At 42.2% G+C, this 12,930-nt stretch carries 14 protein-coding genes; 2 read left to right on the top strand and 12 right to left on the bottom strand.

The window, feature by feature from the left end; genetic code table 11:
• Positions 1–80: 80 nt before the first annotated feature.
• The 12 genes from ACE1TH_RS02705 to ACE1TH_RS02650 all read right to left on the bottom strand — a co-directional run bounded on the left by ACE1TH_RS02705 (position 81) and on the right by ACE1TH_RS02650 (position 11,096).
• Positions 81–527 (bottom strand): chemotaxis protein CheW, encoded by a 447-nt coding sequence (locus tag ACE1TH_RS02705; protein ID WP_099301356.1) that lies wholly within the window; start codon positions 525–527, stop codon positions 81–83.
• Positions 520–2,475, bottom strand: a complete 1,956-nt coding sequence (locus ACE1TH_RS02700; RefSeq protein ID WP_375078332.1) for a chemotaxis protein CheW — start codon at positions 2,473–2,475, stop codon at positions 520–522. The genes ACE1TH_RS02705 and ACE1TH_RS02700 overlap by 8 nt, the downstream gene beginning before the upstream one ends.
• A 108-nt stretch (positions 2,476–2,583) precedes the next feature.
• Positions 2,584–2,952, bottom strand: a complete 369-nt coding sequence (locus tag ACE1TH_RS02695) for a hypothetical protein (protein ID WP_099301358.1) — start codon at positions 2,950–2,952, stop codon at positions 2,584–2,586.
• Positions 2,953–3,038: 86 nt separating this feature from the next.
• The gene (gene phoU, locus ACE1TH_RS02690; RefSeq protein WP_099301359.1) at positions 3,039–3,686 is read right to left on the bottom strand and encodes a phosphate signaling complex protein PhoU; all 648 of its coding nucleotides are present in this window, start codon (positions 3,684–3,686) and stop codon (positions 3,039–3,041) included.
• 12 nt (positions 3,687–3,698) lie between these two features.
• Positions 3,699–4,475, bottom strand: coding sequence for a phosphate ABC transporter ATP-binding protein PstB (gene pstB, locus ACE1TH_RS02685; protein WP_375078331.1), 777 nt, complete (start codon positions 4,473–4,475; stop codon positions 3,699–3,701).
• Positions 4,476–4,491: 16 nt separating this feature from the next.
• The gene (gene pstB / locus ACE1TH_RS02680) at positions 4,492–5,295 is read right to left on the bottom strand and encodes a phosphate ABC transporter ATP-binding protein PstB (RefSeq protein ID WP_099301361.1); all 804 of its coding nucleotides are present in this window, start codon (positions 5,293–5,295) and stop codon (positions 4,492–4,494) included.
• 10 nt (positions 5,296–5,305) lie between these two features.
• Positions 5,306–6,193: a phosphate ABC transporter permease PstA gene (pstA, locus tag ACE1TH_RS02675; protein WP_375078330.1), complete on the bottom strand. Its 888-nt coding sequence runs from the start codon at positions 6,191–6,193 to the stop codon at positions 5,306–5,308.
• A complete protein-coding gene (gene pstC / locus ACE1TH_RS02670) occupies positions 6,190–7,119 on the bottom strand; it encodes a phosphate ABC transporter permease subunit PstC (protein WP_099301363.1) in 930 nt (309 codons plus the stop codon). The genes pstA and pstC overlap by 4 nt, the downstream gene beginning before the upstream one ends.
• Before the next feature lie 90 nt (positions 7,120–7,209).
• Positions 7,210–8,142: a phosphate ABC transporter substrate-binding protein gene (locus tag ACE1TH_RS02665; protein WP_375078329.1), complete on the bottom strand. Its 933-nt coding sequence runs from the start codon at positions 8,140–8,142 to the stop codon at positions 7,210–7,212.
• 191 nt (positions 8,143–8,333) lie between these two features.
• Positions 8,334–8,807 (bottom strand): DinB family protein, encoded by a 474-nt coding sequence (locus tag ACE1TH_RS02660; protein WP_099301365.1) that lies wholly within the window; start codon positions 8,805–8,807, stop codon positions 8,334–8,336.
• Positions 8,808–8,879: 72 nt separating this feature from the next.
• The gene (locus tag ACE1TH_RS02655) at positions 8,880–10,340 is read right to left on the bottom strand and encodes an amidase family protein (RefSeq protein WP_375078328.1); all 1,461 of its coding nucleotides are present in this window, start codon (positions 10,338–10,340) and stop codon (positions 8,880–8,882) included.
• 39 nt (positions 10,341–10,379) lie between these two features.
• Positions 10,380–11,096, bottom strand: coding sequence for a gamma-glutamyl-gamma-aminobutyrate hydrolase family protein (locus ACE1TH_RS02650; protein ID WP_255223466.1), 717 nt, complete (start codon positions 11,094–11,096; stop codon positions 10,380–10,382).
• Between the two features lie 33 nt (positions 11,097–11,129).
• Here ACE1TH_RS02650 and ACE1TH_RS02645 point away from each other — a divergent pair, with 33 nt between their 5' ends.
• Positions 11,130–12,344: an NAD(P)/FAD-dependent oxidoreductase gene (locus tag ACE1TH_RS02645; protein WP_375078327.1), complete on the top strand. Its 1,215-nt coding sequence runs from the start codon at positions 11,130–11,132 to the stop codon at positions 12,342–12,344.
• 141 nt (positions 12,345–12,485) lie between these two features.
• Positions 12,486–12,929, top strand: a complete 444-nt coding sequence (locus ACE1TH_RS02640; RefSeq protein WP_099301369.1) for a DUF4385 domain-containing protein — start codon at positions 12,486–12,488, stop codon at positions 12,927–12,929.
• The last annotated feature ends 1 nt before the right edge of the window (position 12,930 follow it).

Raw genomic sequence — 12,930 nt, 5'->3', positions numbered from 1 at the left:
TGAAGGCGTATCGCAACGTCTTTCAGGAAGATTCTTTTTTTAGTACTTTCGTTTATTTGTCTATAAAGATTTTTGAACCATTACACTACAGCTTTATTGGTTTCAATGTACGTCAGCAGCTCGTGAAGATCAATCATTGACGCGAGACCAGTCTCCGCTTGTACAAACTGATGAATAAATGGTGTTTTAGACTGAACATCATTTGTGTCTTGAAATGCCTCAGCCTCGACACGTAAAATGTCGCTCGCCTGATCAACGAGTAGCGCAACGTCTTTCTCTTGCGAGGTACAAATTAATAACCGGGAATGCCTTGTAATCGTTGCTTTTGTGCCGTTTAAAATTTGATTCATATCTACGACAGCAATCAGCTCTCCACGAACGAGGACAACCCCTTCTATGACTTTCGCCGTATTTGGAACAGAAGCAATCCCGTTAACAGGTTCGATTGAAAGGAGATTTTGCAAATGCATGCCATAGTCTTGCTCGCCTACTGTGAAAAGGAGCAATTTTTCTAATGGATTACTCATGATTCATCCTCCACTCATTCTGGAAGTACATGGAGGTATCTAAAACCATTGCAATCTTTCCATCTCCAAGGATGGTGGCCCCTAACAACCCCGTCGTTCCTTTTAATAATGAGCCGAGAGACTTTAAGACAATTTCACTGTGGCCAACGAAATCATCTACACGTAACGCGACTAACTTATTTTTTTGATATAAGATCACCACCGACCACTCCTCTTGCTCATCCACCTCTATTCCCACAAACGTTCGCAAAGAGACTACGGGAGTATAGAGACCACGGACATCAATCATTGCTTGATGTTGCGAATAGTGAATGTCTTCCGTTTTGATTGTTGCAGTTTCTAGTACAGCAGAGACCGGAATAGCGAATGTGTCGTTGTTAACACGGACAAGTAGTGCTTCCATGATTGAAACCGTTAATGGTAGTGAAATGAAAAAGGTAGATCCTTCGCCTGGTCGAGAAGCGACTTCAATGGTTCCACCAATCTTTTCTAAATTTGTCTTAACAACATCTAAACCAACTCCTCGACCTGATAAATCGGTTACTGTGTCAGCTGTACTAAACCCAGATTGAAAGAGAAGTTGAAAGACTTCTTCATCGGTTCGATTTGCTGCATCCTCTTCGGTTAGCAAATCAAGAGACAACGCTTTTTGCAACACTCGTTCCCGGTCGATGCCACCTCCGTCATCCTCAATTTCAATCACAACCCGGCTACCTTTATAAAAAGCGCGTAGCGTGATGGTTCCCTTTTCCGCTTTGTGATGAGCCTTTCGTATGTCACGATGCTCGATGCCATGATCAATCGAATTTCTTAATAAATGGAGCAAAGGATCACTTAATTCATCAATCAGAGCCTTATCAATTTCAGTTTCCCCGCCTTCCATAACAAAATGAATGTCTTTGTCGACTTCTTTTGCAATTTTGCGGACCATTTTTGGAAATCTAGTAAATACCGTATCTAACGTCATCATTCGAATAGAGAGCATCACAGATTGCAAATGACTAATGCTCCGATTCATTTTCTCTGCCGTCACCGTTAAATCGGGCTGATCAATTTGTTTCGCTAATTGCGCTAACCTACTTTTTTCAATTACAAGCTCTTCAAACATATACATTAAGTCATCTAATTTAGATAGCTGCACACGAATGGATTTCTGCACACGTGCATCTGCTGGCTCTCCTTTTTCAACAACCTTTTGTTCCTTCCTATTCACGCTTGCAGTTGATTCGGTTTGCTCAAGTACGAAATCTTTCACGTTTACGCTTGTAATCTCGCTTAACCCTTCTATGATTGAAACAACGGCGTGAGCCTCTGACCCTGTTGCTACAATCACTTGAAAACTACGATCAAACAAGCCTTCTTCAAGAGCTTCAGTATTTGGACTTGTATGTAAAATTTCTCCTAAATTACTAAGTTCATTCACCACCATATATGCACGAACGCCTTTTAGCATCGCTTGCTCATCCACTTCAACATGAACCGTTTTAAGTGGAATCCCCTCTTCAAGCGCTTGTTCCAGCATCCGCAACGTATAGCTATCTATATCAGCTTGCTCAAGCGGACCGACTTCATTTTGGTTCATGCACTGAAGTTGTTGTTCTAACTCTCTCCCATAAGGAAGTTCGGTTCCATTTTCCTCAATCGATTCAAGCGAACTATCAAGAAAGTCGACAATCATAAAAAAGAGATTCATATGCTCATCCGTTAAAGACACATTCCCTGTTCTTAAATCGTCTAGTATATTCTCAAATTGGTGTGTAACATCGGCCATAACAGTGAAATTCATTGAAGCGGCCATACCTTTAATTGTATGTGCCGACCGAAAGACATCGTTAAGCGTAGTCGTTTGATTGTCCTCTTCTGATAGTTGAGGCAGTTGTTCATTTATAAGTGAAAGATGTTCATGACCTTCTTCAATAAACATCGTTAAGTACTGGTTTTGACTCAACACATTCTCCACCTTAGCAAAAAAGAATACGAGCGCAAGTGCTCTCGTATTCTTTATCGGATTTATTCTAATGAAAGTTGATAGCCATTTAGAAATACTCCAGAACTGCTAACGACCATTTATCCCTAACAGCCAAACCATTAATCCAGAAAATAGAAAGATGCTTATATGTAGCGCAAATAAAGAATAGTTCTTCCGCTTTAATGCCAGTCGACTCGTTTCAAAAAAGATAAACAGTAAAAGGGCAATTGCCCCTTTCACACTATAATAAGGGGTAAATTGATACATATATAAAATCACGACACCTGTTAACAGTAAAAGAACTTGTGTTAACCTGACAAACACGGCAATAAGCTTTCTGCCTGTTTGCAAATCAAACCACGTGAGGATCAACCATACGGCTGCTCCGATAAAGAAAAGCGGCCATACATGATTATGAAACTGTAAGTATGGTAAAAAGGTTTGGGCAGGAATCACACGTTGCCCTCCTCTAGCAATAGAATAGGTTTCAATTCACCCTTCTAGTATAGCATAAAAATAACTAGCAAGAACCGAGGTTCTCGCTAGTTTAAATCAAAATGGTGCCCATTCGCTTCATAGATAATCCACTCTGATAGATTCGTCGCATAATCTGCAATCCGCTCCACATACCGAGCGATAAAAGCTAGTTGCGTGGTTTCTTCAATATTTTGTTCATTCACATCTTGTCTGAACAAACGCTTAATAAACTTTCCAAACCGTTCATCAATTACGTCGTCTTCCTTCGCTAGCTGCTGGGCTGCAAACACATCTTTCTCTTTATAGGCGACGAGTGCTTTTGCGACCATAGCCCGAGCATCTTTTGCCAATGAAGAAAGCTCGCTAATTGTGTCATCGTCTACTGCTGAAATCCGTCGCGATACTTTTGCCATATCAACCGCTAAATCAGCAACTCGTTCTAAATCGCCGCTTATTTTCATCACAACAATTAGCTTACGAAGATCACTTGCTACAGGTTGTTGACGCGCAATAATATCAAAAACTTGCTCATTTAATTCAAGCTCTCGCTTATTAATTTTCTTATCATTCGCTATAATCTCATCTACTTTACTCGTATCCCCTGTCTCAAAGCAAGCAATGGCCCGATCGAGCTGCACAAGGGTTCGCTCTCCTAATTCCTGAATATGCGTGACGGATTCTTCAAGCTGTTGCACAAACATGCTACGTAACATATGCTTCGCCCCTTAACCGAATTGACCTGAAATATAAGCCTCAGTCCGCTTATGTTCAGGATTTGAAAATATTTTTCTTGTATCGTCAATTTCAATCAGTTCACCCATATAGAAAAATGCGGTCTTGTCAGAAATCCGTGCCGCCTGCTGCATGTTGTGTGTCACGATTACAACGGTATACGTTCCTTTTAAAGACGTAATTAGTTCTTCAATTTTTGTTGTTGATAATGGATCAAGCGCACTCGTTGGCTCATCCATTAATAATACTTCTGGCTTTGTTGCTAGCGCACGAGCAATACATAAGCGCTGCTGTTGCCCACCTGATAAGCCCATGGCGTTTTTACTTAGTCGATCTTTCACTTCATCCCAAAGGAACGCACCTTTTAAACTAGTTTCAACAATTTCATCCAATTCTTTTTTCTTACGAACACCATGAACACGTGGACCATAGGCGACATTTTCATAAATTGACTTTGGAAACGGGTTCGGTTTCTGAAACACCATTCCGACCTGTTTACGAAGATCCGCTAAGTCCATTGATGTATGCAACAGATTCTGTTCGTGATAGTTCAATTCTCCCGACATTTTAATCGTTGGATTTAACTTTGACATTAAGTTTAATGTTTTGATAAACGTCGACTTTCCGCAACCGGACGGACCAATAATCGCCGTCACTTCTTTTTCATTTAACGCTAAACTAATATTTTTCAACGCATGATTTTGTCCGTACCATAAATTAAAATCTTTCACTTGATACACAGCTCGCGTTTCTTCCAATGTTGCCACCATAATGGATCTCTCCTCCTTAACCAAATCGACCAGAAATATAGGCTTCCGTTTGCTTATGATCAGGATTACTAAATAATTTCTCCGTAGCGTTTGTTTCAATTAATTCACCGTTGTAAAAGAATGCCGTTCGATCCGATACACGAGAAGCTTGCTGCATATTATGCGTTACAACAACAACCGTATATTGTTTCTTTAACTCGATCATTAATTCTTCTACTTTTGCAGTGGCGATCGGATCTAGTGCTGAAGCTGGTTCGTCTAGTAAAATGACTTCTGGCTTTAAAGCGAGCGTGCGCGCAATACATAAGCGCTGTTGCTGTCCTCCGGAAAGATCAAGTGCAGACTCGTGCAAACGGTCTTTCACTTCATCCCATAAAGCCGCTTTCGTTAACGACTCTTCCACGATGCCTTTCCATTCTTTCTTCGGCACACCGTGAAAACGGAGTCCGTGGGTCAAGTTATCATAAATCGACTTTGGGAATGGGTTTGCTTTTTGAAACACCATCCCAATTTCTTTTCGAAGCGACACTACATTAACCGCGTCACTCAACAAATTCACATCTTCATACATCATTTTCCCTGTAACGCTTGCTGATGGAATCAAGTCGTTCATCCGGTTAATACTTCTTAAAAATGTCGATTTCCCACAGCCTGAAGGACCAATTAACGCAAGAATTTCATTGCGATTGACTGCTAAAGAAAGGTCTTTAACAGCGTGGTTCTTTCCATAATAAATGTTAATGTTTTCTGCTTTTAGTAACGTGTTTTCCGTTACAATCTCAGTCTGTTGTTCTTCTTTTCGAACGGTTAAAGTTGACATGGAATTCCTCCTATTTTGCAGACGTTAATTTTTTGTGTACATAGCGTCCAAGAAGTCGGGCCATTAAATTGAATAACAGAACAGCAATAATGAGTACGAGCGCCGCACCGTCAGCAATATCTCTAGCATCGGGAACAAGCCCTTGAGTGTTTACTTTCCAAATGTGAACAGCCAACGTTTCTGCTGGTCGAAACACGTTTAATGGTGATGTCTCTGAAAATGGATTAAAGTTTGCCCAATCAAGTCGTGGTGTCGTCACGCCAGACGTAAATAATAACGCAGCCGCTTCACCAAACACACGTCCTGCTGATAAAATAACTCCTGTCAAAATTCCTGGGAATGCCGCTGGCAAAATAATCGTCCGAATCGTATCCCAATGCGTAATGCCAAGAGCTAAGCTTGCTTCTTTTTGTTCACGGGCAACGCTTGTAATGGAATCCTCAACGACACGCACCATGACAGGTAAATTAAAGACTGTTAACGCAAGGGCACCGCCTAAGATTGAATAGCTCCAGCCGGTTAATTGTACAAAGACAAGTAAACCGAAAAGACCTACAACAATGGATGGAAGGGACGCTAATACTTCAATACATGTACGAATAAAATCTGTTACCTTGCCAGGCTTTGCGTATTCAGCCATGTAAATCCCGCCACCAAGACCAAGAGGAACAGTAAATAACATCGTTAGAACAAGAATATAAAAAGAGTTAAATAGTTGTGGACCAATTCCTCCACCTTCACGAAATGAGCTCGGCGGACTTGTTAAAAAGTTAAAATCAAGTTGGCCAATCCCACGTACCAATATATAACTAATCAAACTTGCTAATACGGCTACAATGAGAAGCGCAATCAGTGTAAATACGGATGTCGCTAATCGATCTGTCCATCGTTTATTCATGAAAAACGCCTCCTAGATGACAAGAAACGAACGATGATAATGAACAAGTAAGACATCACTAGAAGAATTAATCCTAATGACCAGAGCACGTTGTTTTCCGTGCTTCCAGGTACCGTATGTCCCATGTTTAATGTAATAATCGTCGTTAATGTTGCAGTTGGATCAAGTAAAGATTCTGCAATGGTTCGAGAATTTCCGATTACCATTTGTACAGCGAGTGCTTCACCAAAGGCACGGGCCATTCCTAAAACAATCGCCGTTAATAGCATCGGTCCAGCAGCTGGCACAATGACGCGGCGAATCGTTTGCCATCTCGTTGCCCCTAAAGCGAGCGATGATTCTCTAATCCCATTTGGAACAGATCGAAGCGCGTCGGTCGCAATACTTGTCACAGTCGGTAAAATCATAATGGATAATACGACCATTCCAGCTAATAAGCCAAATCCTTGTCCACCAACATTTTCACGTATAAAAGGAACAATGAGCGTTAAGCCAATAAACCCATAAACAACTGATGGAATTCCGACTAATAGCTCTACTGCTGGTTGGAGAATTTTCCGTCCCCAACTTGGCGCAATTTCAGTCATGTAAATGGCAGCACCAATTCCAAGCGGCGCAGCCACTAACGCAGCTAAAATGGTTACGGCAAACGAGCCGACAATAAAAGGTAAAGCACCATAAGCTGGTCCGCCTTGATCGGCACTCCGGGCCGGATTCCAGTCTAGACTAGTTAAAAATTCAATCGGACTAACGCCGTCAGCAACAAAAGCTTGCATTCCGCGAAAGACTAGGAAAAGTGTAATCGATACAGTTGTTAAAATAATAATGGTTGCACATGTGTAAACAATCAATTTCCCTTTGCGTTCTGTTTTTATTGTTTTCTTTTTATCTAGCAAACGGTCTGCTACAGATTGGGTAGCTGGCATGAATACGTTCCTCCTTGATCTTCTCCTCAATGAAAATCAATGTTTGAAAAGAGGCTCGGCCTTTTTAACCAAAGCCCCCTTTTCTTCTCTTTATTTTGCTGTTTCATTTCCTTCAGCATCTCGTTCTATTTGCATCCCCGTTTCAGGAATGTAGCCCATTTCTGGAATGACACCATCTTGAACCGTTTCGCTGAACAGAAAGTCGATAAACGCTTTTGTTAACCCTTCAGGCTCTCCATTTGTATAAGAGTGCATATAGGCCCAGATTGGGAAATCTCCTGACATGACGTTTTCATCGGTTTGCTCAACGCCATCTACTGCTAACGGTAAAACCGAACCTTGGTCATCGTAGTACGAGAAAGCAAGGTAGCCGATTGCACCAGGTGTCTCGCTAATAATCTGACGCACTGTACTTGATGAATCTTCTGTAATTGCATCAGATGAAGGCTCATTTCCTTCAAGGCCATATTTTACAAATGTATCTCTCGTTCCAGAAGAATCTGGGCGGTTGACAAGAACGATCTCTTCATCTGCGCCACCGATTTCACTCCAGTTCGTTACTTCTCCTGTAAAAATATTAATCATGTCTTCCGTTGATAGATCGTCTACACCGACTTCAGGGTGAGCGGCTGGACCCATTCCTACAACCGCAATGCGGTGATCAACAAGATTGGTTGCATCAATATCGTCTTTCTCTTCCGCAAATACATCCGAGTTCCCGATGTCAACTTGTTCACTTGCAATGGAAGAAAGTCCTTGACCAGACCCACCAGCTTGTACAGAGATACTTGCTTCCAGATGTTCTTCCATAAACACTTCACTTGCCGCGGCTACAAGCGGTTCCATTGCGCTTGATCCTGCTACAAGAATGCTTCCTGATACTTCTTCTGTATTATTATCATTGGAGCTATCTCCACCATTTGATGCGTTGTCACCATCACCATTCGTTCCCTCATCTGATCCACATGCAGCTGCTGTTAATAGAAATGCTGCAAAAACTGCTCCAAGGTTTAACTTCTTCATCTGTTTGTTTCCCCCTATTTGTTAAGCATTCGGTATCGTTCTTACAAGCCCAAGTATAGATGGCAAGTATTAAGTTCATATATGGCTCGTGTAAAGCTTTTGTAAAAAGCATGAAGACCACCTTTACAAATGAACATAAAAAAAACGTACTGATCATGATCAGTACGTTTCACATCTACACGATTATTTTCTTAGTTTGTTTGTTCCTTTGTTGGCCCATAGACTCCAGGTACCGTTAACCCTGCTTGACGAAGGAGAACCGTCATTTGCCCACGATGGTGCGTTTGATGGCTAACGAGCATACGTAGCATCGTTCCTTTTGTCATCGTTGCACCTAAGGCTTCGAGCTCTTCTTCCATAAAGCTGTCTGATTCGATCTTTTCCATTGCTTGAAGCAACGCCTGACTTACGCGATCATATGAATCTTTTATAACACTCGCACTGCTCGGCTGTTTTTCCGCAAGCTCTACGTCAAGATTCACACCTAGTTGTCCTACAAAAAAGACAGGAGATGTCGTCAAGTGCCAACCTAACCAACCTAAAGTGTTGTGTCCTTCTTCAATCGCTTGTCCTAATTTTTCATCTGACACAGCGTCTAAAACCGCTGATGTTAAATAAGATTCTTGTTTCCATTCTTGAATAAAATCTTCTACTTTGCGATACATGCTTACCAGCTCCTTTTCTACGTCACTTCTTAGTATAGTAAAAACGATCAAAAACATACAAGTAAGACGACCTTATCCTTGCCACAAATCACTTTGTTCAAGCATTGCCGCTAAGCGTATTAGTGACGCTTCATTTCCTTTAGACGCTATCGCTTGAACACCGATAGGCATACCTTGATTCGTTTGATATACAGGGATGTTCATCGCTGGTTGCCCGGTCAAATTTGCAAGTTGTGTAAAAGGGGTGTACGTCAAACTTGGTAAGAACATCTCATAAACAAGATCAAGCTGATCCTGAGCGCCAAGTCTCTGCACTGAGTCTTTCAACCTCTGCTCTTCTTCTAAAGATGGCGTGAGCTCACCAATTTTCGGTGCAATCGATGCAGTTCCTGGTGTTAAATACAAATCATAGTTTTGATGAAAAGCCATCGCTTTTGCTGCATGCTCGTCCCATGCAGTCAGACTACTGGCATATTGAGCTGCCGACACATGTCTTCCAGCCTCCGAGAGAACAAACGACTCCGTTTCCAGCTCCTCTTCACGAAGAGCTCTACCAATTGTTTTCTCTAAACGCCTACGCATATTTGCCATTTCGCCAGCGTTCATTAAATAGTATTGCTGCATTAAATAACGACCATCAATGGATGGAGACGCTTCTTCTATCTCATACCCAAGAGAATCAAGATACTGAACCGTTTGCATCAGTGCGGTTTTCGCATCGTCTGAAACAGGTGTACCAACTGGCGACTCATAGGAGTACGCAATACGCATAGGTGGTGCTTGATGCATCGTCTCTTCAAACCCTTCTACAAATAAAGGTGTATGAAAGGCCGCTTCTGGTTGATACGTTTGCAGCACATCTAGTGCCCGTGCGCTATCCCGTACCGACCGACTTAAGACAAAATCAATCGCTGCTCCTTGCCACTGACGTCCTGCACCAGGTCCGACAGGTGTACGACCTCGTGTTGGTTTTAAGCCCACAAGCCCTGTGAACGAAGCAGGAATACGTATGGAACCCCCTCCATCACTTGCTCCAGCAATTGGGACGATCCCACTCGCCACCGCCGCTGCAGCTCCACCACTCGAACCACCTGGAGAATATGAATCATTATGCGGGTTTTTGGTTGCCCCGTACAATTTCGGTTCCGTGATATTCTTCAAACCAAATTCAGGAGAATTCGTATAACCCATCATAATAAACCCAGCATGTTGCAAGCGTTTCGTGTAATGACTGGACTCTGTCGCAACAGATCCTTTTAATAACGCGCTCCCACCGTTTAGTTCCTCCCCTTTTAACGCTTGAGACGAGTTTTTTAATAAAAACGGGACGCCTTTAAAGAGTTGCTCCCCATGGAGATCTTTTAACTCTTCTCTTGCTTGTTTTTCCCGAGTTGAGACGACTGCATTTAATTGTTGATGAGCCCTCATCCCTTCTAAACAAGCTTGAAGGACGTCTAACGGTTGAATACTCCGTTTTTTTATTAAGTCTGCTAACGCCACCCCATCGTATTGCTTATATTCACGAAAATCCATGTAGTCTGCCTCCTTTTCTTCAGTATAAAAGAACGCACATTAATTTGCTTTTGATCTGCTTCTCCATGACTCACAAGCTTTGAGAAAACCTTGAAAAAGCTTTTTTGAATGCTCATCCTTCATATTTTCAGGGTGCCATTGAACGCCTACTTGAAAAGGGTGTGTTTCGTGTTCAATCGCTTCTATAACACCGTCATTTGTCCAACCGACCACCGCTAAAGGGGAAGATACTTGTCTAACCGCTTGATGGTGAAAACTGTTTACAAACATGGTTTGTGTTCCAACAATTGATGCGAGTATAGAAGAATCCTTCATTTGGACTTGATGGCTACCATACTCTCTCGGAGCTCGTTGCTGATGCTGAATTAATTCGCTTTGAAATTGGCTCGGTAAATCTTGATACATATCTCCTCCAGCCGCAATATTTAAGATTTGCATGCCTCGACAAATCGCAAGCACCGGTTTCTCTTCTGCTAAAGCCGCTTTTGCAAGTGCCATCTCAAATAAATCTCGCTCTGGTGTAATACTCCCTAGTTGAGGATGAGGGTCTTCATGAAACAGCGTTGGATTAATATCGCCTCCACCTGTCATTAACACACCATCTAGTTGCTTTACGTATGACCAAGCTTTCGTTGGTTCAATATTTGGAAGCACAAATGGCAGAACTTGTTTCCCATTGATAGCCGCAATATTATCTAGCGCCGTACTTAGTCTCCCTGCGTCAACAATCGAAGAAGTGATGCCGATGGTTAGCATGTTATCCGCCTCCTTTTTCTTTACACTATGCGTATGAAAAAAAATGATGTCAATGCTGAAATTGACATTTTTGCTTTGATTCGCTACGCTTTTCTAATGATTGATACGCAAAAAGTGAGGCATTATTTTATGAGAAAACGAATGGTTTTAATTGGTGGAGGCATTGTTGGTAGCTCCACCGCATTTCATTTAGCAAAGCAAGGGTACGATGTCGTTCTCGTTGATGACAAGCATCCAAATCGAGCAACAAATGCCGCTGCTGGAATTGTGTGTCCTTGGTTATCGAAACGACGAAACCAAGCTTGGTACCAGCTCGTGAAAAACAGTGCAGCCTACTACCCATCGTTTGTAGAAACGCTGGCTTCGTTCGGCGGCGAAGATACTGGTTTCAAACGAACCGGTGCTCTCTGGATTCACGAAAAAAAAGAAAATGTTCTTGATACCATCGAACGCGCAAAAATTAAACGACAAGACGCCCCGGAAATTGGTGAACTGACTTATCTTGAAGGGGACGACATACAGCAGCGATTCCCTGTTCTCGATACACGCTATTATGGTGTATTCGTAGAAGGAGCTGGGCGTGTTGACGGTCAATCGTTAAATCACTCCATGCAGCAAGCCGCACAACGTCTAGGCGCAACCATTATTCATCAAAAAGCGTCAATTGAAGAGCAAGCGAACGGGCGGTTAGCCGTTTTCACTTCAGAAGGCGAGCTTGAATACGACGAATTAATAATTACGAATGGCGCTTGGGTGAAGCCGCTATTCGAACGGACTTCCATCGCAGTAGATATTCGCGATCAAAAAGCACAAATAGTTCATTTACAAATTGACCAAGATACATCCCAATGGCCTGTGGTCATCCCTCCTGGAAATCAATATCTGTTAGCTTTTCCTAACGGGAAGATTGTTGCTGGCTCTACGTATGAAAATCATACGAATTTTAATCCGTCCGTGACTGCCGATGCGGTTCACACCTTACTACATGAAACGTTTTCCGTTGCCCCAGGATTACGAACCGCATCGTATGTAGAAACAAAAGTGGGGTTTCGACCTGTTGGCCCACACCACATGCCGCTTTTCGGAAGAATGCCAAACTACGAAAACGTGTGGATTGCGAACGGTCTCGGTTCTACTGGTTTAACAGCTGGACCTTATATTGGCTACGCACTCGCCGAATGTCTTGCAGGACGAGAGGTTCCCCTTTCCGATACTTTATTTAACGTCCAATCAATTATTAAACCATAAAAGGCTCGAGCACAAGAGATGATTAATCCAGTAGTGATTACTCATCTTTTTTTAAAAGAAACGTTGGAGTTGAACGAAACTCGAGTCTTTTTTGCTTACAGTTGCTTAAATCGGGTATGAAAATGAAATGGAGGGATGACAATGAGTTACTATGACCAGATGGACAAAGACGCGGATCATCGAAAGCAGCCTGAGAAGTATCGTGTCGGGCGTGGAGAACAAGGCGTATTAATGATTGAACCATATAAAAGTGAAATTCTCCCAAATTGGCGATTTAAAACTCCTGATGTCGCGAAAGAATCTTCTGAAACAATCTATGAACAGTTTCTCGCTTATAAAAAAGCGGATGATTTGGTCGGCATGGATATGGCAAGAAAATTTTTGCAGATGGGCTACACGCGAGCTAGAAGATATGCAAATTACCCTGGAGGCAAAAAGTACGATAAAGACGGGAACCTGAATGACCGAGATATTGATGATGAAAAAGCAAAAGCAGCGTCTTATTTCGAAGAGAAATGGATAAAAGCGCGGGAAGACCAAGACTATTTAAAAAAGAAAAAGCAACACCAAGACCGTTATGGCTAAC

The organism is Shouchella sp. JSM 1781072 (assembly GCF_041949915.1).
Taxonomy (GTDB): domain Bacteria; phylum Bacillota; class Bacilli; order Bacillales; family Bacillaceae_D; genus Shouchella.
Note: the sequence above shows the minus strand (reverse complement) of the source record. Positions and strands in the feature narration are given on the sequence as shown.

Coding starts and splice junctions, on each gene's coding strand:
- ACE1TH_RS02665 (WP_375078329.1), bottom strand. CDS start 8,142: ATGAAGAAGTTAAACCTTGGAGCAGTTTTTGCAGCATTTCTATTAACA.
- pstB (WP_099301361.1), bottom strand. CDS start 5,295: ATGTCAACTTTAACCGTTCGAAAAGAAGAACAACAGACTGAGATTGTA.
- ACE1TH_RS02645 (WP_375078327.1), top strand. CDS start 11,130: ATGAAAAAAAATGATGTCAATGCTGAAATTGACATTTTTGCTTTGATT.
- ACE1TH_RS02660 (WP_099301365.1), bottom strand. CDS start 8,807: ATGTATCGCAAAGTAGAAGATTTTATTCAAGAATGGAAACAAGAATCT.
- phoU (WP_099301359.1), bottom strand. CDS start 3,686: ATGTTACGTAGCATGTTTGTGCAACAGCTTGAAGAATCCGTCACGCAT.
- ACE1TH_RS02650 (WP_255223466.1), bottom strand. CDS start 11,096: ATGCTAACCATCGGCATCACTTCTTCGATTGTTGACGCAGGGAGACTA.
- ACE1TH_RS02655 (WP_375078328.1), bottom strand. CDS start 10,340: ATGGATTTTCGTGAATATAAGCAATACGATGGGGTGGCGTTAGCAGAC.
- pstC (WP_099301363.1), bottom strand. CDS start 7,119: ATGCCAGCTACCCAATCTGTAGCAGACCGTTTGCTAGATAAAAAGAAA.
- ACE1TH_RS02705 (WP_099301356.1), bottom strand. CDS start 527: ATGAGTAATCCATTAGAAAAATTGCTCCTTTTCACAGTAGGCGAGCAA.
- pstB (WP_375078331.1), bottom strand. CDS start 4,475: ATGGTGGCAACATTGGAAGAAACGCGAGCTGTGTATCAAGTGAAAGAT.
- ACE1TH_RS02640 (WP_099301369.1), top strand. CDS start 12,486: ATGAGTTACTATGACCAGATGGACAAAGACGCGGATCATCGAAAGCAG.
- pstA (WP_375078330.1), bottom strand. CDS start 6,193: ATGAATAAACGATGGACAGATCGATTAGCGACATCCGTATTTACACTG.